This is a genomic window from Streptomyces sp. NPDC107559, from assembly GCF_055657365.1.
In genome coordinates this window covers 64,975-86,242 of record NZ_JBVKBD010000011.1, presented here as the reverse complement: position 1 = coordinate 86,242, position 21,268 = coordinate 64,975, and the positions used below count along the sequence as shown (strand labels likewise).

Genomic DNA, 21,268 nt, shown 5'->3' with positions numbered 1-21,268 from the left:
TGGGGCAACGCGTCACCTGCCCACCTCATGAGGATCACGTCGTGTCCATGCTCCGCCTCGCGTTCCATGACCTCCCGGACGCCGCCCGCCGGGCGGTCGAGATGGAGGCCGGCCGTGTGAAGGCCTGCGCCACCGCGAAGGGCGGCTTCAACTCGGGTATTGCCGCCGTCCTCGAGACGGAGAGCGGCCAGGTATTCGTCAAGGGCATCCCGTCCGACCATCCGCAGGCGGTGTCCCAGCTGCGTGAGGTCGTCATCAGCCCTTACCTGCCAGCCTGTTGCCCGCGGCTGCGGTGGTATGTGGAGGCCGGAGGGTGGACGCTTCTCGGCTACCAGGTCGTCACGGGCCACCACGCCGACTTCACCGACAGCGGCGACCTGGTCCTCGTCCTGGATGCCCTGCGGGAGCTGCAACAGGTCACCGTCCCCGCAGAGGTGGAACTGAAGCGGGCAGAGCGGCGATGGGCTGCGTACGCCGACGAGGGCACGGAAGGGCTGTTCGCCGGGGAGACGCTGCTGCACACGGACTTCGCCCCGGACAACGTGCTGATCGGGGAACGGGCGCGGATCGTCGACTGGGCGTGGCCCACCAGGGGCGCCGCATTCATCGACCCCTATGTCCTGGCCGTCCGGCTGGTCGAGGCCGGGCAGGCCCCGGGAGAGGCGGTCACCTGGGTGAGCCGGCTGCCGTCCTGGCGCGAGGCGTCCCGCCCGGCCCTGGAGGCTTTCGCCGTAGCAACGATGCGGATGTGGCGCGAGATCGCGCACGACGATCCGCAGCCCTGGAAGGTCGCCATGGCCGGCTGCGCCGCGCAGTTGCGGACGTACGTGCTTCTGACTCCGTGGGCGGCTGGAAAGTGACTGGCACATTCGGGGCGCAGATGCATAAACAGTCTGAACGGCCGCTTAGTTGGTCGCGACTGAATACGGTCGATGACAACCCGGACTGACCTGGCCCGCCCTTCGCCCCGATCCGGTCATGAATGCGCAGGCCCTGGCGTCATCGCGCCGGGGCCTGCGGCGGGTGCGGGAACGTGAGTAGCGTGCGGGTATGCGCTTTCACTGGGACTGGATCCAGCCTGTGATGCCTGTGCCGTACATCCCGACCCTCGGCCCCGTCCGCCAGGACGACCAACTCTCGGCTCTGTTGGAGGCCGTCATCGAGACCGCTGGCACCGGCTGTTTTCTGCCATACGACAAGGACCGTCGCTGGTCCGGCCGTAAGGCGGAATCAGTCCTGGTCGACGGCATCGAGCACGATCGACGCCGGACCCTCGTGCCGACGTTGATGGAGCACGGGCCGGGCACGGTCAAGGTCTATGTGTATGGCCCCGAGCCGGACAGTCTGATGGCCGGCGCGGGCTTGGCGCGCAAGCTTGCCGCCGCCCGCCGGGCTGGCAGGGCCCGGATCGTCTGGTTTCTCGGGCCGGAGCAGCCCGACGCGCGCGCCCAGGGCGCAACGCGGGTCCAGCTCAAGGACTTCGCCAGCGGGCCGGGCCCGGCGCCCGACGTGAGGGTCCTGGATTGCAAACAGCTCCCCGATCCCGGGCGGTTCGCCGCCTTCGCCGAGGCGATGGCCGACGATGGCTTCGCGTTCCTCCACGAGCGGATGCGAGCAGGAAGCTTGGGGCCAGTCCTCACTGTCCTCGACGGGGACAGCGTGGCGGGCGCCATCGGCCCCATGGAGACCATGACGGACTCGGCAGGCCGGGCCCGGCTGCTGCCGCAGTACTTCGGAGTCCTGCCACAGCACCGCGGCGCCGGGTGCGGGCGGGCTCTGTGGCGGGCGGCGATGCACTGGGGGCACCTGCACGGCGCCGACTACCAGCTGCTCCAGACCAAGGTGGGAGGGGCGTCCGACCGGCTGTGCGCCAGCGAGGGGCTGGAGTCGCTGGGGTTCGTGGCACAGGCCGATGCCTGACCAGGGGACGGCGGCGGTGCATCGGCCGTGGTTGTCGTCCCACGCTACGACGATGGTCGTAGATTCAAATTGTGGGCTGAGAAGTTTCGTTTAGGCACCGTGCTCACTCGCTGAGAATGAATCACGTGCCGGTTTGGTAAGGCTTGCCGTGCTTGGGTGCGGCAGGACGACTTCGGTCCTTGCTCCGCGGCGGGAGCCGAAGTCGTGCAGTAAGCGGCCCCGGAAACCCTTGCTCCGCAAGCAGGGCCCCGGGACCGCGGGTGGGCCCGGCAGACCTGTTGCTGGGCCCACCATCTATTCGGCGGTCGAGTCAGTTTGGACGCGCCGCAATCTGCGTAACTTTCACGAGAACCGGCCAGAAATTTGCCGCAGGTGCCACGCGGGCCCCAGATGGCTCATGGCCTCGTTGCCGCACGTGACAGCCGGTGCGTCAGCCGTGCGCCAACTGGCGCACCACCCACGGCTTGGGAGCGCCGAATGCGGATCGGGGCGTAGGAATCCGTAGGAATCTGTCGAGGTCACAGCATCGTCGCAGGTCAGGGACCTAACTAGCAAGGAGCGCACGTCCGTCCGGACTTGTAGCGGCTGGTGGCCTGCCCGCAGACTCGTCGTCATCCACTCCTCGACGTTCGTGTCGGCAACCGTCCTCGGCTGTCGGCGCGTTCGCCGTGCTGTCTCGTCGTGCGACGGGTGCGGGTCGGGGTGCGGGAACGAAGGGGGATCGATGGATCAGGACATGGTCATGCGGGCGAGGGTACGGCTGCTCAGCACCAACCAGCGGGTGGTGCGTGGCACCGAAGGGCTGTGGATCTACCGCCTGTTGACGCAGGTCGAGCCGGAGGCGTACGGGTCGAAGCTGGCGTACGTCCTGGTGGCGGCCAGCGCGTCGGCGCAGGTGCGGGACCTGCCCCGGCAACGGCTGGCGCTGCTGGACGAGGCGGTGGCGGTGGCGACGGCCCTCGACACCGCGAATCCCTACCGGGCCAAGGTGCTGGCGCGGGCCCTTGAGGCCCGGCGGGAACTGGACGGGCACGGAGCGATGTGACGGGACGGACACGGAGCGATGTGACGGGACGGGCACGGAGCGATGTGACGGGACGGGTGATGTGACAGGACTGGCGATGTGACAGGGGACGTGGCAGGACGGGAGGCGTAGCGGGGCAGGCGATGTGACAGGACCAGGCCGGGGCTCCGGCCTGGTCCTCGTCGCGCTAGCCTGCGTCGTCATGACGCGCTCCTGGAACTTGGCGATTCCCTTCGGGCTCTGCGGTGTGGTCCTCGGTGTCGGTCTGTTCCTGAGCGGGAGCCCCGGGGCCGCTGCGGCGGTTCTGCTGTTGTTCGGGTTGCTCGCAGCCATGAACTCGCCGCTCGTGTTCCCGCGGTCGGTCGGTGCGGTGGAGGCACGACGCCGCAGTGCGGTCGACGGCCGGCCGGTCGTCTATTGGCGGCCGGGCTGCACGTACTGCCTGCGCCTGCGGCTCCGGCTGGGGCGCAGCGCCCGCAGCCTGCACTGGGTCGACATCTGGCGTGACCCGGAAGGGGCCGCGGCGGTGCGGGCGGCCAACGGCGGCAACGAGACCGTGCCGACCGTCGTCGTGGCGGGCCAACCGCACACCAACCCCGATCCCGCGTGGGTTCGGGGGCAGATCTCCTCTTCCGGGTGAGCCGGGACATGCCTCGGCACCCGAGCCGGTTGGCCCGGGTGCCGAGGGCGGTCACTTCGGGTCGCGTCTGAAGGAGGCGGTCGACCAGCGGTAGCCGAGTGCCGCGAGCACCAGGCACCAGGCCACGGCGAGCCAGCCGTTGTTGCCGATCCCGGTGCCGAGGAGGAGGCCGCGGAGGGTCTCGATGGCGGGGGTGAAGGGCTGGTACTCGGCGATGGGCCGGAACCAGCCCGGCATCGCGTCGATCGGGGTGAAGGCGCTGGAGACCAGGGGCAGCAGGATCAGCGGCATGGCGCTGTTGCTGGCGGCCTCGGCGTTGGGGCTGGCCATGCCCATGCCGACGGCGATCCAGGTGAGCGCCAGGGCGAACAGCGTGAGCAGTCCGAACGCCGCCAGCCACTCCAGCACGGTGGCATCGGTGGAGCGGAAGCCTATGGCCACGGCGACGGCGCCGACGAGGACGACGCTGGCCACCGACTGCATGACACTGCCGACGACGTGCCCGATGAGGACCGAGCCGCGGTGGATGGCCATGGTGCGGAAGCGGGCGATGATCCCCTCGGACATGTCGGTGGCGACGGACACGGCGGCGCCGATGACGGTGCTGCCGATGGTCATCAGCAGGATGCCGGGGACGATGTAGGCGATGTAGGCGGAGCGGCCCGAACCGCCGTCGGCCAGCCCGGCGCCCATCGTGTTGCCGAAGATGTAGACGAACAGCAGAAGCAGCATCACCGGGGTGAGCAGCAGGTTCAGCGTGAGCGAGGGATAGCGGCGGGCGTGCAGGAGGTTGCGGCGCAGCATGGTGGTGGAGTCGCGCACGGCGAGAGAGAGGGCGCTCATCGGGCAGTCTCCTTGGACTTGACGGTCTGGGCGGTCTGGGCGGTCTGGGCGGGCACTCCGGTGTTGCCGGTGAGGGCGAAGAAGACGTCGTCGAGGTCGGGCGTGTGCACGGTCAGTTCGTCGGCCTCGATGCCGGCGGTGTCCAGCCGGTCGAGGATCGCGCGCAGTTCACGCTGACTGCCGTCGCTGGGGAGTTGGAGCGCCAGGGCCTCGTCGGCGCGGGTGACGTCGCGCAGGGCGGTGGCGGCCGCCTGGTAGGCGGCCGGGTCGGTGAAGCGGAGCCTGATGTGCCCGCCGGGGACCAGCCGCTTCAGCTCGTCGGCGCTCCCCTCGGCGGCGATCCTGCCGTTGCTCAGGACGGCGATGCGGTCGGCGAGTTCGTCGGCCTCCTCCAGGTACTGGGTGGTGAGGAGGACGGTGATGCCGCCGGTGACCAGCTCTCGGATGATCTGCCACATGTTGTGGCGGGCCCGCGGGTCCAGGCCGGTGGTCGGCTCGTCGAGGAAGATGATCCGCGGGCTGCCGACCAGGGTCATGGCGATGTCGAGGCGGCGCTTCATGCCGCCGGAGTAGGTGGAGGCCGGCTTCCTGGCCGCCTCCACCAGGTCGAAGCGTTCGAGGAGTTCGGCCGTGACCCGTTGACCCTCGCGCCGGGACAGGTGGTGCAGGTCGGCCATGAGGAGCATGTTCTCCTCACCGGTGATCAGTCCGTCGACGGCGGAGAACTGCCCGGTGACGCCGATCGCGGCACGTACGGCCTGCGGATCGGTGGCCGGGTCGTGGCCGCCGACCCGGATCTCCCCGGAGCCGGGGCCGGGGGAGATCAGGGTGGAGAGGATGTTGACGGTGGTGGTCTTGCCTGCGCCGTTCGGGCCGAGCAGGGAGAAGACCGTTCCTTCGGGGACGTTCAGGTCGATGCCGTCGAGGACGGTCTTGTCTCCGTAAGCCTTGCGCAGCCCGTGTGCCGCGATGGCCAAGCCGGTCATGAGTGGATGCTCCTTCTGGGGCTGCGAGTCGACAGTCGAGGGTCAGAGGCTGCGGGCGGTGATGTCGCCCTGGGAGGTGGTCGCGTGGATGTTGAGCTCGGTGGTGCCGTCGTTCTTGAGGTCGTTGCTGACGCGGCCGTGCGAGGTGCCGGCGTCCAGGGCGGCCGAGACCCCCGAGGCGGCGCCGACCGAGATGTCGCCCTGCTGGGTGCGGAGTTCGACCTGGCCGCGGACGGCCTCGGCGATCCGGATGTCGCCCCGCATGGTGCTGATCCGGGCGGGGCCGCTCAGCCGGCCGACCTCGACGTCGCCGTCGGTCGCGGTGAGGTCGAGGCTCGCGGCCTCGTCGATCTTGATCTGCTGGTAGGCGCCGTCGAAGACGACGTCACCGACGCGTCCGACCACCCGGAACTCGGTGGCGGCCGCCTTGGCCTCGACGCGGGAGCCGGCGGGCAGCTGGACGGTCGCCGCGACGGCACCGGAGGAGCCGAGCAACTGGTTCCCTGCCGGGACCTCGATCCGCAGGATCCCGTCGGCGTGGACGACCGTGGTCTGTTCCGCCGCCTTCACGTCACGGTTCTTCGAGGCGTCCGCGGGCCGGATCTCGACCGTGGTGTCGGTCCGGTCGGCGGCGATGATCTGGATGCGGCCCGCGGGGATGTCGAACACGGCGGAGATCGGGGCGGGGGTGTCGAACTTCTGCATCGTTCTCTCCTTGCGAGTCGTTGTTTCTGACATTGGAAAAGCTACGTTGCATTCATGGGTCTGGCAACCGTGACGTTGCATCAAATCGCTGTTATTGCTGGTGAGTGACGGGAATTTGTTGCAACGACTCTGAACGTAATGCAACAGCGACTCTTGCCGGTTGTTGCAATGGGCTGAGCGTGAACGCTATGGTGGCGGTACCACGGGAACATGGAGGAGATGGCGATGCCGGGAGGCAGACTCACCCAGAAGGACCGTCAGCAGATCGCGCTGGGGCTGGCCGACAACCTTCCGTACGCGGAGATCGCCCGCCGTCTGGAGCGTCCGACCTCGACGATCACGCGTGAGGTGATGCGCAACGGCGGCCCCACCGGCTACCGCGCGGACCTGGCCCACCGCGCCACCGAACGCCGGACCCAACGGCGCAGCCCCGCCGCCGCCCAGGGAGCGAAGCCGGCAGCGCTGCCGCACGGACGCGACCCGGTGGCCGTGGCCGAGTACGAGGAGCAGTTCACCACCGTCATGATGCAGTCGGGCCTGACCAAGATGATGGCGCGCGTGATGGTCAGCCTCCTGACCTCCGACACCGGCAGCCTGACCGCGGCCGAACTGGTCCAGCGCCTCCGGGTCAGCCCGGCGTCCGTCTCCAAGTCGATCGCATTCCTGGAGAGTCAGGCCCTCGTCCGCAGGGAGCGCGACGAACGCCGTCGCGAGCGCTACGTCGTCGACGAGGACCTCTGGTACCAGTCGATGATCGCCAGCGTCCGCTCCCTCACCCAGCAGGTCGAGCTGGCGCGGCAGGGCGTGGGCGTGCTCGGCGCGGGCACCCCGGCCGCCGTCCGGCTGGAGAACGTGGCCCGCTTCCTCGACTTCGTCGCCGAGAACCTCGCTCGCGCCGCGGAACAGGCCCGCGACATCCTCTCCACGAAGGCCGAGCCGGCCGCGGCCGGCACGGATGACACCGATTCCTGACGTGGCTCGGCGTCACATGCCCTGGCAGGCCCTGGCCTTGAACTCCGCTGTGGGCACGGTGACGGCGGATTCGTCGCCGCTGTCCGAGACGGCCTCGTAGCGCACCTGTCCCGGGGCGAGGCGGTCCCGGTCGGCCAGGGTGAAGGAGACGCCTCTCGACGACGACGTGTTGTCCTCGGTCCAGCCGTAGAGGGTGTACGTGGTCCCTGCGGTGAGCGGCGCGAGGGGCTTCGTCGCGGTCCAGCCCGGAGGGGGAGCGTCGAGGGCCCAGGTGGTCAGACCGGTGGTGAGGGGGTGGTCGGCGGTCCATTCACCCACCGTCACCTGTCTGTCGGCGTCGGCGCCGTCCACGTACAGGGTCGCGCCGTCGAGCCGCTGCTCGCAGACCATCATCACGCCGAGGAGATGGCCGTCGGCGGTGGCAGAGACACCGGCGACGGCATCGATGGGGACCGTGCATCCCGATGTCGCGGCGAGGGCCGTACCGACCGTGACGGAAGCGGCGAGACGCCGGAACACCCGCCCTGACATCACCGACCACATGCTGAGCCCCCCGCCGAGGGGCGCGCAGGGCCCCTGTCCCTGGATGGTAGGGGGCGAGTGGTGCGGGTCCGGGGTCCTGCCGCCCACCCGTTGCGCGCTCGTTGCCGCCCTGTGGCCGCCCGGCCGCCCGGCCGCCCGGCCGCTGGGCCGAGTCGGCCCGGCAAGGGCCCGCCCCGGGCAGGCCCCCTTCGCCGACGCGGACCCCGCGCCGCCGCCGACTGCCCCCCGTACCCGCACCGGCGCCGTACCCGTACCCGCACCGGCGCCGTGCCCCTACCCGCACCGGCGCCGTGCCCCTGCTCCCGCCGTGTTCCCGCGGGCAGCGCACGGCGCCGAGGGCGGTCCATCACTCCGTGCGCAACGCCGTGGCCGTGCGGACCCTGGACGCCCAGCCCGCCGGAGCCGTCGCGCCCACCAGGGCGACGACCAGCCCGGCGAGGCCCAGCAGCACCAGTTGCGGGGTGTCGTACACGTCGAGGACCGACGGTGGCAGGCGGGTGTCCGCGGACGCTCCCATGACCGGCAGCACATAGCCGTGCAGCGCGAACCCGGCCGGGACGCCGATCAGCCCGCCGACCACACCGATCCCGGCCACCGAGGCGAGCACGAGACTCACGGTCTGCCGCGGGGACATGCCCAGCGCCTTGCACACCCCCAGGTCGTGGACGCGCTCGCGGGTGTCGAGGACGACGGAGTTGAGCACGCCGAGACCCGCCACGGAGACCAGCATCAAGGTGAGGAGCGCGGCCATGGCCTCCAACAGGACGATCATGTTCTCGCCCTCGGGGGCGGATTCGGCGAAGGCGTCGGCGCCCAGCGGCTTGACCACCCCGGCGAGCTTCTGCGCGTAATCGGCCGCAGAGACACCCGACTTGACCTCGATGTGGAAGACCCCCGGCTCCGCCTTCGCGAAGCTGTCGAGATCCGCGTGGACGCTCATGCCGTCGTCCGAGGTGTCGAAGGCCTCGCCGACGATCCGCAGGCTCACGGTCTCCTTCTGGAACGTCACCCGCACGCTGTCGCCGATCCTGGTGCCGGTCCGCTCCAGGAAGTTGGTGGGCACCACGACCTGACCCCGCCCGCCGAGCCAGTGGCCCGCGATCATCTCGTAGGCACCGGAGCGGGAATCACCCTGGTAGAGGGTGGCCCGGACGGTGCCGGAGACCCCGGCCACCGTGGCGTCGCCCGCCGTCGTGCCGAAGTACGAGGCGGTGCCGGGCTGCTTCGCGATCGCGGCACGCACGGCGGCCGGATCGGCCGACGGCTGCTGCTCGTTCGACCCCGAAGCGGCGGGCGCACGCTCGGCACCGGCCGCGGGCGCCCTCTGCACCCGGCCGGGGCCCGGCCCGGCTGCCCCGGTGACGGCGGTGACGTCGGCGCGGTCCTCGGGATCCTGCGCGCTCGCCACCGCGTTGAGGGAATGCGTCAGTCCCACCGCGAATGTCGCGGCCACGGTCCCGAAGGTCACCGCCAGCACCATGGCGATCGCACGCACGGGATGCGCGAAGGGACTCGCGAGGCCGTACGTCACCGGGCGTGGCAGCGGGAGCCGTCCCGCGGCCCGATGCGCCCACTGTCCGCGCGTGGTGCGCGGCGCCCTGCCGACGGCGATGGCTTCGACCGTGGGCAGCCTCCCGGCCCGCAGCGCGGGCACCAGCGCCGCGACCGCGACCACGAGCAGCGCACCGGCCGGCACCACGACGTCCACCCACCAGGCCACCGACAGCGACACGGTGCCGTACACGGACTCGGTGTCGTTCAGCAGCGGCACGGCCAGCAGGTTGCCGAGGACGACACCCAGGGCGATACCGGCCGCGGCGGGGATCAATGCCTGGGCCACATAGGCCCGTACGACCTCGCGCGGGGTGAATCCGATGGCCTTGAGGATGCCGATCCGGCGCAGGCTGGTGCCCACGGCGCCGCTGATCACGCTGCCGACGATGATCACCGACATGACGATGCCGAGCACGCCGAACGCGAACAGGAACGGGATCGTCGCCGCCGCGCCCTGATTGGCGGAGTGTTTGGTGTCCAGCCACGACTGGGTGCCGACCAGCGCCCCGGAGGGCAGGGCGGCCGTGAGCCTCTTGCGGTCGGCGGTGATCTGCGCCTTCGTGGCCGCGGAGTCGAAGCGGTAGAGCATCTGGTTCGTGAGGACGCTCTCCCCGGTGGCGAGGGACCTGACCTGAGCGGGGGTCGCCCACATCTCGGCGCTCCCACTGGCCGACAGCGCGAAGCCCACGACGGTCAGCGTCTGCGCGTCCGCGGAGTCGGAACTCTTCAGCGTCTCACCGAGCGGGAGGAACTGGCCGGCGAACGAGGCGGACAGGACGATCTCGCCGGACTTGCGGGCCCACCGGCCCGACTTCAGATCCAGTGCGTCCACGTCCTTGCCCGGCCCCGACCGTCCCACCAGCGTCAGCGCGGGCAGGTGTCCGCCGTCCGGCCCGACCGGATTGATCGTCGTGGACGGGAACGGTCCCGCGCTCGCCGTGACCCCCGCCAGCCGGCGGGTGCTCGCGAGCTGCGCCGCGCTCACCCGGTCCGGATCGAGCGACACGGTCAGGTGCGCCCCGTGCTGGCGTGCGAAGGCATGGTCGAAGGGCGCGTTCGTGGCGACCAGCAAGGACCCGGCGACCACGGCCGAGGCGACCGCCATCATCGTGGCCACGGCGATCACCAGTGTCTGGACGCGTCGTCTGCCGACCCCGGAGCGTACGACCCGCCCGAGGGCACCGCTGCCGAACCGGATCATCGGACGGCCTCCGCGTGCGTGTCGACGGCGACGTGACCGTCGACCAGATGGATCGTGCGGGTCGCACACGCCCGGGCCAGCTCCAGATCGTGCGTGACCAGGACGACGGTCTGGCCACCGCGGTGCAGATCCACGAGCAGTTCCCGTACGTCCTGCCCCGACGCGGTGTCCAGCGCGCCGGTCGGCTCGTCGGCGAGCAGCAGGGCGGGCTTGTTCACCAAGGCCCGTGCCACGGCGACCCGTTGGCGTTCGCCGCCGGACAACCGCCCCGGGTAGGCGCGTGCGTGCTTCTGGATTCCCAGCACCTCCATCAGCTCTCCGGCACGGGACGCCGCCGCCCGCCGGGCCGTCCCGGTCAGCTGGGCGGGAAGCTGGATGTTGTCGGCGACGGTGAGGTCGTCGAGCAGATTGAAGAACTGGAAGACCATGCCGATCCGCTCGCGGCGGAACCGGGCCAGCGCGTGCTCGCTCAGCCGGTCGATGCGCTGTCCGGCCACGGTCACGGTGCCCTCGCTGGGCCGGTCAAGACCGGCGACGAGATTGAGCAGCGTGGACTTGCCGCTGCCGGACGGCCCCGTCACGGCCAGGGCCTCGCCCTGGGCCACGCCGAGATCGACCGGTCCCAGCGCCGGGGCGTCGGCGCCGCCGTACCGCTTGGCCACGCCCTCCAGTTCGATCACGTGAGTCATGGGTGTGTCCGTCCTTCGTGGTCGGGGAGCTGATTCCCTGTGCGGGCCCGGTGAACGTACGGGCGGGCGCCGCGGCGGCGCGTCGGCCGTGGCACCGACATAGGGCCCTCCCCGCGGAGGATCCGGCTGCGGGGTCATCCTCGAGGAGTACGTCCGGCGGACAGAAGCGCTGGTCACACAGGCGGACGTCGGCCTTGGGCACGGGCCGCACAATGTACGGGTGATGGCGACGGAGGACCCGTACGAGCGGTCGAGCGGCGCACCGCGGGCGGACAGCCGGCGGGCGCGGGCCGGCGATCTGCTGCGCCCCGGCACCTGGTGGGCGCATGTCCGCGACGCGATGCGGCCGGAGGGCGAGCCCGCCCCGCTGTCCCGGCGGGCGGTGCGGCTGGACGTGGTGCTGGCACTCGTGCTGACCGTCGTCGCGCTGGTCGTGGCGACGCGCTATCCCGGCGACGGGCCGGTACGGATCAGCTCCAGGGCCGTCGTCGAGGGCCGGGCGGTGCTTCCGGCCCCACCGGCCGTGCCCGGGCCCGGCTACCGGCCCGAGGCCGGGTACGAGTTCGAGCCGGCGGCGCCGCCCTGGGGTCTGGTCGTGCTGTCGGCGCTGCCGCTCGTGGCCAGGCGCAGGTATCCGCTGCTCGCGTTCGGTGTGATCGCCGCCGCCGCGCTGGCCCTGGGTGACACCGTCTCCTGGATCAACGTGCTGACCTGCAGCATCGCGGCGTACACGGCCGTCGCGCACAGCCGCTACCGAACCCGGGCCCTGGCCGCGCTGATCGCCGCCGCCGTGTTGGCGGGTGTCGCGTTCCGGGACACGGATCCCATCCTCCCCGGCTGGTCCAGCCCTGCCGTGGTGCTCCTGGTCGTCGGGGTGCTGGCCAGCCTCGTGCGCCTCGGGCGGCTGCGGCTGGATGCCAGCCGGAAACGGTTCACGGACCTGCAGCAGGCCCAGGAGAAGGCCATGCGCAGGGCCGTCGAGGAGGAACGCGCCCGGATAGCCGCCGAACTCCACGACGTCGTCACCCACAATGTGAGCGTGATGGTCATTCAGGCGGGTGCGGCGCGCAAGGTGATGGACGCGGCCCCCGAGCGGTCCAAGGAGGCGCTGCTGGCGGTGGAGGCGGGCGGCCGCGCCGCCATGGCCGAACTCCGCCATGTGATGGGCCTGCTCGCGGGCCCGGCGGCGGGCTCCGACACCCCCGCCGACGGCCTGGAGCCGCAGCCCGGCCTCGGTCAGCTCGACGCCCTCGCCGAGAGGGTGCGGGCCGCCGGGACACCCGTGGACCTGACGGTGTCGCTGCCGCCCGGGCCGCTGCCGCCCGGGGTGGAGCTCACGGCGTACCGCGTCGTCCAGGAGGCGCTCACCAACACGATCAAGCACGCGGCGGGCGCCGGCGCGACGGTGACCATCGGCTTCGCCGGCTCCTGGCTGGAGATCGAGGTCACCGACACGGGAGCGGTCCGGGGCTCGCCGCCGGTGGGCGGCAACGGCCGCGGTCTGATCGGGCTGCGCGAGCGGCTCGCGCTCTACGGCGGCGGGCTCACGGCCGCACCGACGCCGGCCGGCGGCTACCGGGTCGCGGCCCGCATCCCGTGGGAGGTGCTGTGAGCGGGCCCGCCCTGCGCGCGGTCATCGCGGACGACCAGGCCCTGGTGCGCACCGGTTTCGGGATGATCCTCGCCGCCGACGGCATCGAGGTCGTCGCCGAGGCGGCGGACGGGGCCGAGGCGGTCGACGCCGTCCGGCGCACCCGGCCCGACGTCGTCCTCATGGACATCCGGATGCCGCGGATGGACGGCATCGAGGCCACCCGGCGCATCCTCGGCGGCGGCACCGACGGCTCCGACGGCACCCGGGTCATCATCCTCACGACGTACGACCTCGACCACTACGTGTACGCGGCGCTCACCGCCGGAGCGAGCGGCTTCCTGCTCAAGGACGTCACCCCCGAGCACCTCGTGGCGGCCGTGCGCCTGGTGCGCTCCGGGGACGCGCTGCTCGCGCCCACGATCACCCGCAGGCTGATCGAGCGTTTCGCGCACCACGAGGAGGCCCCGCGCACGGCCCTGCGCCGCGACCTGTCCGGGCTGACCCCGCGCGAACTGGAGGTGCTCCGCCTGCTGGCGACCGGCCTGAGCAACGCCGAACTCGCGGAGCGCCTCTTCCTCAGCCCGACCACGGTCAAGACGCATGTCGGCCGCATCCTGTCGAAGCTCGATCTGCGGGACCGCGTACAGGCCGTGGTACTCGCCTACGAGAGCGGTCTGATCTCCCCGCAGGGCCCGTCCGGCAGCGGCTGACGACCGGCCAGGGCCACCGCCGGGGCCGGGCCCGCTACCGGTGCGTGCGTACGGCGAACTCGTTGCCGTCGGGGTCGAGCAGCAGGACCCGGCCGCCGTGGTCGCCGCCGTGGTCCTCGCCGGTGGACGTACGCGTCGCGCCGAGCGAGACCAGGCGGTCGAGCTCGGCCTCCGGGTCGGCGTCGGCGGGGAGTGCCAGTTCCAGGTACAGCCTGTTCGTGCCCGTCTTGGGTGCCACCGGCGGACCACCCCAGGTGATCTTCGTACCGCCGTCCGGCGACTGGATCGCGGTCTCCTGGTCCTGGTCCCAGACCAGCGGCCACCGCAGCGCCTTGCTCCAGAAGTAGCCGACCTCCTGCGTGCCGTCGCAGGACAGTGCTCCGATGACGCCGGTGTCGGCGAGGAACTTGTTGCCCGCCTCGATGACGCAGAACTCGTTGCCGTCCGGGTCGGCGAGCACCACGTGTTCCTCTTCCGGGAGCTGGCCCACGTCGAAGTGCTCGGCGCCGAGCTCCAGGGCCCTGGCCACCGTCTGCCGCTGATCCTCCGGGGTGGCGCTGGTGAGGTCGAAGTGCGCCCGGTTGCGGCCGGTCCTCGGTTCCTGGCTGGGCAGGAACCGGATGCGGTACCCGGCCGGGTCGGGCGGCAGTATCGCGATGCCCTCGTCCGGACCGACGGCCGGCTGCCAGCCGAGGACACCGGACCAGAACCGTGCCAGATCCGACGGACGGGTCGCGTTGAAACAGATCGCGAACAGTTGACTCGTCATACCTCGTACATCTCCGTTCCGCTGACGGTCGATCCGGCACCGACGGGTGTCGGAGCGGGACGACGCGAGCCTCGAGCAGGCAGAACTCATCGCCTTCGGGGTCGGTCAGGACAGCCCGGGTTCCGCCGGAGGTCACCCCCGAACCCCCGCCGGCTCCGACAGTGCCGGCAACCCGACGACCCTAGCGAACGAGTCGAGCACGGTCGAAGGGATTTCAGGGCCGCGGAGCCCTGTCCGGGCAGCGCCGCAGACCGGCCGCGGTGACTCGTCGTCCCGGGCGCGTCCGAGCCCAGGGATTCACTTCGCTCGGACTCACCCCCGGACTTTCATGCCCTCGGGTGGGACGAGGCCCTTGCCGGGGTCGGCACGGAAGGCCGCCGTCCAGGCGGTGGGCGGGCACGAGGTGCCGTTGGGGTGCTGCTCCGTCAGCCTGGCCCGGGTGCTGTCCTCGACGACCGTGTCACCGCTCTGCGCGGAGGTCACGGTGAGCCGCACCGGCAGGGTGGAGGCGCCGACATCGTCGGGGAGCCGCACGAACAGCGAGGCGAACGGGTCGTCGGGAGCGCCCGAGGTCCGCTCCTTGCACGTGCTGTTCACGCACAGCCTGATCCGCGCCGCGTCCTGGCCGCCGAAGTCGGCGGGCCGCCACACGGCGGAGATCCCCGACTCCGCGCCCACCAGGGTGCACGGTGCGTTCCGGCCGAGGAGCGAGCATCCCGACAGGGCCACCGCCAGCAGCGGCACGACAAGGGTTCGGCGCATGCCGGCAGACACTACCCTGCCCCGTGCCCGTGCCCGCGCCCCGTCGCAGGTCAGACCCTTTGCGCCGCGCTCCGCCCGCCCCTTCCGGGGAGTGACCGGGCGGCCTTGGCGAGCGCCCGAGGAGCGGACTGATCGACCGGAGTGAAGCCGCATAAAAGGTACATGTATGCGTCTGCTTGACTCTTCGATGGGTGATCTTGGCTTGTTCATAACTCGAACTTGAGTTCCCTTTGTCGCGAATGATCGCTCGGCTTGGCCCTGGCTTGAAACAATCCCTGTCCACGCCACCCCCCACCCCCGTCCCGCCCCGTCACCAGGAGCTTCTTTCCATGGCCATGAACGCACGCCGCACCAGACAACTGCTCGAGACCTCGGCCCCCTTGCTGCTCCCGGACGAGCGGGTCGAGCTCACCAGCCTGGCCTCCGTCGGCACGGTCTCGGTGCGCAGGCAGGCCCTCACCGCGATCGTGGTCGGGGTCCTCACCCTGGGCATGGTGATGGCGACGGTCCGCCCGCGTGCGGTCTACGTCGTCCTGACGAACCAGCGAATCCTGTTCTTCGACGCCAACCGGGGCGGCAAGCCGGGCAAGCTGCTGATGAACATGGCCCGCCTGTACGTCACCGCGACCGCGGCCAGGAAGACCTTCCTCGGCCTGAAGGTGGTCACCCACCTGACCGTCCAGGGCCAGGAGGGCACGCTCAAGGTCGACTTCCCGGTCCAGACCCGAGCCGACGGCCACGTGTTCGCCGGGGCCCTGCCGGTCACGCGCTGACCCCCTCCGGGGCCGCCGGAGTTCACGGACAGGTCCGCGCCACGAGGGTGGGGAGTGCCTGTCCCAGCGGGAGGTCGACGCGCTCGGCGGCCCATCGGTCTCCCCTGGTCGGGCCCTGGTTGATGATGAGGACAGGGATGCCGGACCGGTCGGCCAGACGCACGAAACGCAGCCCGGACATGACCGTCAGGGAGGAGCCGAGCACCAGCAGGGTGGCGGCCTCCGCGACGAGACGCCCGCATGCCTCCACCCGCTCGGGCGGCACGTTCTCGCCGAAGAAGACGACATCCGGTTTGAGCACCCCGGTGCCACAGACCGCACACGCCACCACCTGGAACGCGCGGACCGCTTCCGCCGGCAGCTCCACGTCGCCGTCCGGATTGACGCGCGCGGCACGGTGCTCCTCGGCGGCCTCCTCGAACCGCGGATTCGCCTCCCGCAGCCGCTGGTCCAGCTCCGAACGGGCGCTGAGGTCACCGCAGTCCAGACAGACCACGCGGCTCAGGCCTCCGTGCAGCTCGATGACGCCGGCCGCCCCGGCCGACTGCTGGAGCCCGTCGACGTTCTGGGTGATCACGCCGGTGACCAGGCCTGCCTCGCCGAGCGCGGTGACGGCCCGATGGCCGGCGTTCGGGCGGGCCCTCGTCATGGCCCGCCAACCCAGCTGGCTGCGCGCCCAGTAGCGTCGTCGCGCGGGCTCGCCGCCGACGAACTCCTGGTACGTCATCGGAGTGTGCCGGCGCAGCGAGCCGTGCTCCCCGCGGTAGTCCGGGATGCCGGAGTCGGTGGACAGCCCCGCCCCGCTCAGCACCACGACCCCGCCCGCCCGCACGGCCTCGACGACACCGCTCAGGTCGGCCGAGGCCGGAGGCAGACCGCCGGTGGGCTCCCAGGCCAGAGTGGGTCGCGTCCGCATGGCCTCCAGCTTACGCATCGACGCGGCCGTCTCCGGTGGTCCCCGGCCGGCCGTCGCCCCGGCGGTGCCTCAGTGCGGGCGCGCCGCCGGTCCTTGGCCGCCGCCCGCACCGGATGATGCCCCGGTGGTGCCGGGTGCCTCCCGCGGGTCAGCGCAGAGCGCCGCGACGATGCGCCGGCACCGCGCCGCCATCTCGTCGGCCGTCTGCTCGGGGTGGTGCCGCCACCAGGCGACGGCGCCGCTCACGGTCCCGTACCAGAGGTGGGTGACGAGGTCGGCGTCCAGGGGTTCGACGGCGGGCGCGGTACGCAGGAACTCGGCCACGCCCACGGCTCCCATCCGGTTGAGTTCCTTGCGGTACACGGCCGCGGCGGCGTGCAGCGGGCCCTCCGCCGGAAGTGTCGCGTCGTAGACGAGTTCCCAGTCGTGCAGACGCGATTCGAGCGCGCGGAAGACGGCTTCCAGGGTGCGCACGGCGCGCGCGACGTCGGACGGTCCCTGCTGGGCGCGGGCGACGGCCTCGACGAGCCGGGTGCCCGCGCGTTCGAGGCAGGTCAGGTAGAGGCCGTCCTTGGACCCGAAGTACTCGTAGATCATGGGTTTGGTGATGCCGGCCCGCGCCGCCACGGTCGCGGTCGACCCGCGCGCGTACCCCTTCGCGCCGAACTCCTCGGCGGCCGCCTCCAGGATCAGCCGCTCCCGGTCCTTGCGGGGCATCCCCTTGGTGCCCACGCCCTGCGTGACGTTCCCCTGCTTGCTCATGCCTCCACCCTATGCCAAAGTGACCGCCCGGTAAGTTACCCGACGTTCAGATAGCTGGAGGGGCGATGAGCGGCAAGACGCGATCGTGGTGGGGCTGGGGCAACGTCGAGGACGCGGTGACCGGCGCGGAGCGGGCGGAACTCACCCGGCGCACCGCCGCGCTGCTGCCGGACGCGGACCTGACCGTCCACGAGCCTCCGCCGGTCGGGTCGTTCGAGCCGGCTCCGAGCCGGGTGACGGCCCCGCCCGCGCTGGCACGGCTCGCGTCGTACGACACCCGCGACCGGCTGGCGCACAGTCACGGCCAGGCCTTCCGCGATGTCGTACGCGCGCTGCTCGGCAGGCTGCCCCATGTGCCCGACCTCGTCATGCGCCCCACGTCGGAGGCCGAGGTGGTGAGCACGCTGGAGTGGTGCGACGGTGCCGGTGTCGCGGTCGTCCCGTTCGGCGGCGGATCCTCCGTGGTGGGAGGCGTCGAGGCCCGTACGGGGGAGGAGTACGCGGGGGTGGTGAGTCTGGATCTGGGTCTGCTGGACCGGGTCCTGGAGGTCGACGGCACGAGCCGGGCCGCGCTCGTGCAGGCCGGGGTCCTCGGCCCGCACCTGGAGGAGCAGCTCAGGCCCCACGGGTACACTCTCCGGTTCTTCCCGCAGTCCTTCGAGTTCTCCAGTCTCGGCGGCTGGCTGGCGACCCGGGCCGGCGGCCACTTCGCCACCCGCCTCACGCATATCGACGACCTCACCGAGTCTCTGCGGGTGGTCACGCCCGCCGGTGTGGTCGAGAGCCGCCGTCTCCCGGGTTCGGGTGCCGGCCCCTCGCCCGACCGTCTCTTCCTCGGCTCGGAGGGGGCACTCGGTGTCATCACCCAGGCCTGGGTACGGCTCCAGGACCGGCCGCGCCGACGGGCGGGGGCCACGGTGGCGTTCGGGGACTACGAGGCGGGCGTCCGGGCCGTACGGGCTCTGTCGCAGTCCGGACTCGATCCGGCCAACTGCCGACTGCTGGACCCCATGGAGGCGTTGATCAACGCGGGCAGCCCGAGCGCGGTCCTGGTGCTCGGCTTCGAGTCCGCCGACCACCCCGTCGCCACCTCGATGCAACGCGCCCTGGAACTCTGCCGCGACCACGGAGGCACGCTGTCGGAGCCGCCGCGTCACACCGACACCGAGGACGCGGCCGCGCGGACCTCGGCCGCCGACACCTGGCGCTCCTCCTTCCTGCGGATGCCGTATCAGCGCGACGCCCTCGCTGCCCAGGGCATGATCGTGGAGACCTTCGAGACGGCCTGCACCTGGGACCGGTTCGCCGGCCTCCGCGCGGCGGTGGAGACCGCGGCTCAGGACGCCATGCGCCAGGTGGGCGCCACGGGTGTGGTGACCTGCCGGTTCACACATGTCTACCCCGACGGCCCCGCCCCGTACTTCGGGATCTACGCCGCAGGCCGGTGGGGCAGGACCGTGGAGCAGTGGGACGAGATCAAGCTCGCGGTCTCCGAGGTGCTGATCGCGCACGGCGCCACCATCACCCACCACCATGCGGTGGGCCGGGACCACCGGCCCTGGTACGACCGGCAGCGTCCCGACCTCTTCGCCGCCGCCCTGCGGGCGGGCAAGGCCGTGCTGGACCCGTCCGGGATCCTCAATCCCGGCGTTCTGATCGATCCCCTTCGCTGACCCGGCGGTGTCGGGCCGGCACGGCCCCGTGGTCCGTGGATCCGACTACCAGCCGACGGCGACCAGCAGCCACTGCGGGCTGCCGTGGGAGATGAAGGAGGACTGGCCCGCCACGTCGTCGTAGGGGAAACCGTAGGCGAGGTTGTTGATGGCGCTGTCGTGCCAGAACTTGGCGTAGTAGTTGGCGGGCGCCGCCTTGTAGTACTGGGCGGGATCCCCCTGTTGGGAGGCGGGCAGGGTCGCCACATGACGGTTGAGGGCGGCGCACATGTTCGGGTTGCCCGCCAGCGCCGCCGCGCAGCCGAAGATGTCGGAGGTGGCCGCGTTCACGCCCACCGACTGGGCGTAGGAGGTGAAGTAGTCGGCGTTGGCGCCGCCGGCCCGGAAGCTCGGGTCGCTGCCGGGTGCGATGATCCGGTACGGGGACTGGGTCTGGGCCAGCACCTTGAACGGGGCGGGGGCGGCGGCCGTGAACCGCTGGAAGGTGGTCGCGCGGTCCTCGGCGAAGGTCTGCCGGTTCTCACCGACCTCGACGTCGTAACCGTCCTTGGAGTGCAGGCGCATGGCCAGTTTGAGGCCGAAGGCGTCGACCCGGGTGGTGTTGCCGTTGAAGACGTCGTTGCCGACGGTGAACTCGATGAAGTCGTAGTACGGACCGTTGGGCGACCCGAGGTAGAAGTACATACGGCCCGCGGAGTTGGCCGGCATGTCGAGGTAGGGCTGCTCCGCGATGGAGTGGACCTGTCCGTTGAAGCTCCAGTACACCTGGCTGTCGGGGTACTTGCCGTTGGTGCGGTTGAGGACCTTCACCTCGACGGCGTTGTGCGCGGCGGGAATGTCGGCGGTGCTTCCCCAGAAGGCGTCCGGCGGGGTGGTGCTGCCGGGCCCGTACACCTGGAACTCCCACAGGGAGTAGCCGTAGGGGGTCGCTCGCGTCGTCCCGAGGACGCGTACGTATCTGGCGCTGCCGGTGACAGTGATGTTCTGGGTGCCGCCGGTGCCGGTCGTCGTGGAGTACGCGGTGGCCCAGGTGCTCGCGTCGGTGGAGGTCTGGATCTGGAAGGCCGTGGCATAGGCGGCCTCCCAGTTCAGGGTGACGCGGGTGAGCTGCTGGACGGACCCGAGATCGACCCGCAGCCATTGCGGGTCGGAGAAGGCCGAGGACCACCGGGTGCCGGTGTTGCCGTCCACCGCGGCCCCTGCCGGGAAGGAGCCGTTCTCGACCGAGGACGCCGTGGCGGGCCTTCCCTGGGAGAGCAACTGGTCGGCGGCGTGCGCGGGTGACGGGGTCAGGACGGCGACGCAGGCGGCGAGCAGGGCGGCCACCAGGGCGAGAGCGGTACGGGCCCGCGCGGTCAGGTCGGGCGGTCTGTGCGGGAGGGCGCTGGTCAAGGACTGCATGCGAATTCTCCTCATGCCGGGTCGGCGTGTGTGGGGGCGGAGCAACAGCAGACGGAGAGCGCTCTCTCGGGTTGTATCCCCGCATGTTCCGGACGTCAACAACTGAAGCCCGAGCTAGGAAAGTTCGGGTGCCGGGCGGGACGGAGGGCCGAATGCCGTCGCCGGTGTCGGGTCCGACCCTCCGGCGCCTTCGGACTCCGACGGTGCCAACCACCCTTGTGGGGAGGCGCGTTCAAGACTTGACTTGGCCAACTTCGGTTCGACCGAGTCGATTTCCCGCCATCGCGAGGGTCCTGACTGGTCTACACCCTTGACTGGTACAGACCAAAGCGGTTGAGTGTGGCCCGGCACCCCCCACCACAGCCGCCCGGACCCTGCGACGTCGGCCCTCTGTCGGCGTACGCGCACGGCTCTGCCCTGCCTCCGGTGCGGCCTTGTTCCGCAAAGGACTGATCCTGTGTCACACCGCCGCGCCGCTACGCTCCTGACCGCGATCCTGATCGGCGCCTCCGCGCCGACGCTGCTGCCGGCTGCGAGCGCCTCCGCCGCATCCTGCGCGAGCTACCCGGACTGGGTGGCCGGCAGGTCGTACGTCACCGGCAACATCGTCCGGTACACCGACGGCAAGGCCTACATCGCCGAGCACGACAACCCGGGCTACGACCCCACGATCAGCACCTGGTACTGGGAGCCCTACGGCTGCGACAGCGGCTCGGGCAACCCCGGCGGATCCTGTGCGAGCTACCCGGACTGGGTGGCCGGCAGGTCGTACGTCACCGGCAACATCGTCCGGTACACCGACGGCAAGGCCTACATCGCCGAGCACGACAA

General features: G+C 71.3%; 20 protein-coding genes and 1 pseudogene. 10 read left to right on the top strand and 11 right to left on the bottom strand.

The features are described 5' to 3' along the window. Positions 1-47 precede the first annotated feature (47 nt). From ACZ7OY_RS28975 to ACZ7OY_RS28960, 4 genes are all read left to right on the top strand, one after another. Positions 48-860, top strand: a complete 813-nt coding sequence (locus ACZ7OY_RS28975) for an aminoglycoside phosphotransferase (protein WP_471914260.1) — start codon at positions 48-50, stop codon at positions 858-860. Positions 861-1,050: 190 nt separating this feature from the next. Further along, positions 1,051-1,920 (top strand): GNAT family N-acetyltransferase, encoded by an 870-nt coding sequence (locus ACZ7OY_RS28970; RefSeq protein ID WP_471914102.1) that lies wholly within the window; start codon positions 1,051-1,053, stop codon positions 1,918-1,920. 724 nt (positions 1,921-2,644) lie between these two features. After that, positions 2,645-2,965 carry a hypothetical protein gene (locus ACZ7OY_RS28965; RefSeq protein WP_471914101.1) on the top strand — a complete coding sequence of 107 codons (321 nt, stop codon included), beginning with the start codon at positions 2,645-2,647 and terminating at the stop codon, positions 2,963-2,965. Positions 2,966-3,146: 181 nt separating this feature from the next. After that, entirely contained in the window at positions 3,147-3,584 is a 438-nt protein-coding gene (locus ACZ7OY_RS28960) for a glutaredoxin domain-containing protein (RefSeq protein ID WP_471914100.1), read from the top strand. 51 nt (positions 3,585-3,635) lie between these two features. Here the strand turns inward: ACZ7OY_RS28960 and ACZ7OY_RS28955 are convergent, their stop codons facing one another. The 3 genes from ACZ7OY_RS28955 to ACZ7OY_RS28945 are packed head-to-tail and all read right to left on the bottom strand — an operon-like array spanning position 3,636 to position 6,118. Further along, positions 3,636-4,427 carry an ABC transporter permease gene (locus tag ACZ7OY_RS28955; protein WP_471914099.1) on the bottom strand — a complete coding sequence of 264 codons (792 nt, stop codon included), beginning with the start codon at positions 4,425-4,427 and terminating at the stop codon, positions 3,636-3,638. Then, on the bottom strand, positions 4,424-5,413 hold the full coding sequence (locus ACZ7OY_RS28950) for an ATP-binding cassette domain-containing protein (protein WP_471914098.1): 990 nt from the start codon (positions 5,411-5,413) through the stop codon (positions 4,424-4,426). The genes ACZ7OY_RS28955 and ACZ7OY_RS28950 overlap by 4 nt, the downstream gene beginning before the upstream one ends. Positions 5,414-5,455: 42 nt before the next feature. Next, a complete protein-coding gene (locus ACZ7OY_RS28945; RefSeq protein WP_471914097.1) occupies positions 5,456-6,118 on the bottom strand; it encodes a DUF4097 family beta strand repeat-containing protein in 663 nt (220 codons plus the stop codon). Positions 6,119-6,343: 225 nt separating this feature from the next. Between ACZ7OY_RS28945 and ACZ7OY_RS28940 the strand changes: the two genes are divergently transcribed. After that, on the top strand, positions 6,344-7,090 hold the full coding sequence (locus tag ACZ7OY_RS28940) for a helix-turn-helix domain-containing protein (protein ID WP_471914096.1): 747 nt from the start codon (positions 6,344-6,346) through the stop codon (positions 7,088-7,090). 12 nt (positions 7,091-7,102) lie between these two features. Here ACZ7OY_RS28940 and ACZ7OY_RS28935 read toward each other — a convergent pair whose 3' ends face one another. The 3 genes from ACZ7OY_RS28935 to ACZ7OY_RS28925 form a co-directional block, all read right to left on the bottom strand. Beyond that, positions 7,103-7,621, bottom strand: a complete 519-nt coding sequence (locus tag ACZ7OY_RS28935; protein WP_471914095.1) for a hypothetical protein — start codon at positions 7,619-7,621, stop codon at positions 7,103-7,105. A gap of 358 nt (positions 7,622-7,979) precedes the next feature. Then, a complete protein-coding gene (locus ACZ7OY_RS28930) occupies positions 7,980-10,388 on the bottom strand; it encodes an ABC transporter permease (RefSeq protein WP_471914094.1) in 2,409 nt (802 codons plus the stop codon). After that, positions 10,385-11,077 carry an ABC transporter ATP-binding protein gene (locus ACZ7OY_RS28925; RefSeq protein WP_385524332.1) on the bottom strand — a complete coding sequence of 231 codons (693 nt, stop codon included), beginning with the start codon at positions 11,075-11,077 and terminating at the stop codon, positions 10,385-10,387. Before ACZ7OY_RS28925 ends, ACZ7OY_RS28930 begins: the two co-directional genes overlap by 4 nt. 223 nt (positions 11,078-11,300) lie before the next feature. Here ACZ7OY_RS28925 and ACZ7OY_RS28920 point away from each other — a divergent pair, with 223 nt between their 5' ends. Further along, entirely contained in the window at positions 11,301-12,689 is a 1,389-nt protein-coding gene (locus tag ACZ7OY_RS28920) for a sensor histidine kinase (RefSeq protein ID WP_471914259.1), read from the top strand. Next, on the top strand, positions 12,686-13,381 hold the full coding sequence (locus ACZ7OY_RS28915) for a response regulator (protein WP_471914093.1): 696 nt from the start codon (positions 12,686-12,688) through the stop codon (positions 13,379-13,381). The genes ACZ7OY_RS28920 and ACZ7OY_RS28915 overlap by 4 nt, the downstream gene beginning before the upstream one ends. 34 nt (positions 13,382-13,415) lie before the next feature. On the opposite strand, the gene ACZ7OY_RS28910 is transcribed toward ACZ7OY_RS28915, so the two are convergent. Continuing rightward, positions 13,416-14,150, bottom strand: coding sequence for a VOC family protein (locus tag ACZ7OY_RS28910; RefSeq protein WP_471914092.1), 735 nt, complete (start codon positions 14,148-14,150; stop codon positions 13,416-13,418). Between the two features lie 312 nt (positions 14,151-14,462). Next, on the bottom strand, positions 14,463-14,912 hold the full coding sequence (locus ACZ7OY_RS28905; RefSeq protein WP_471914091.1) for a hypothetical protein: 450 nt from the start codon (positions 14,910-14,912) through the stop codon (positions 14,463-14,465). A 329-nt stretch (positions 14,913-15,241) separates the two neighbouring features. Here ACZ7OY_RS28905 and ACZ7OY_RS28900 point away from each other — a divergent pair, with 329 nt between their 5' ends. Continuing rightward, positions 15,242-15,685, top strand: coding sequence for a hypothetical protein (locus ACZ7OY_RS28900; RefSeq protein ID WP_384727084.1), 444 nt, complete (start codon positions 15,242-15,244; stop codon positions 15,683-15,685). Positions 15,686-15,707: 22 nt separating this feature from the next. Here ACZ7OY_RS28900 and ACZ7OY_RS28895 read toward each other — a convergent pair whose 3' ends face one another. Both ACZ7OY_RS28895 and ACZ7OY_RS28890 read right to left on the bottom strand, forming a co-directional pair. Further along, positions 15,708-16,601 (bottom strand): NAD-dependent protein deacetylase, encoded by an 894-nt coding sequence (locus ACZ7OY_RS28895; protein ID WP_471914090.1) that lies wholly within the window; start codon positions 16,599-16,601, stop codon positions 15,708-15,710. Positions 16,602-16,670: 69 nt separating this feature from the next. Beyond that, a complete protein-coding gene (locus ACZ7OY_RS28890) occupies positions 16,671-17,363 on the bottom strand; it encodes a TetR/AcrR family transcriptional regulator (protein ID WP_471914089.1) in 693 nt (230 codons plus the stop codon). Positions 17,364-17,428: 65 nt separating this feature from the next. On the opposite strand from ACZ7OY_RS28890, the gene ACZ7OY_RS28885 reads away from it, so the two are divergent. Next, the gene (locus ACZ7OY_RS28885) at positions 17,429-19,036 is read left to right on the top strand and encodes an FAD-binding oxidoreductase (protein ID WP_471914088.1); all 1,608 of its coding nucleotides are present in this window, start codon (positions 17,429-17,431) and stop codon (positions 19,034-19,036) included. A gap of 45 nt (positions 19,037-19,081) precedes the next feature. Here the strand turns inward: ACZ7OY_RS28885 and ACZ7OY_RS28880 are convergent, their stop codons facing one another. Beyond that, on the bottom strand, positions 19,082-20,437 hold the full coding sequence (locus ACZ7OY_RS28880; RefSeq protein WP_471914087.1) for a beta-1,3-glucanase family protein: 1,356 nt from the start codon (positions 20,435-20,437) through the stop codon (positions 19,082-19,084). Positions 20,438-20,894: 457 nt separating this feature from the next. Here ACZ7OY_RS28880 and ACZ7OY_RS28875 point away from each other — a divergent pair. After that, positions 20,895-21,268, top strand: a pseudogene (locus ACZ7OY_RS28875) (hypothetical protein); the annotation flags it as partial.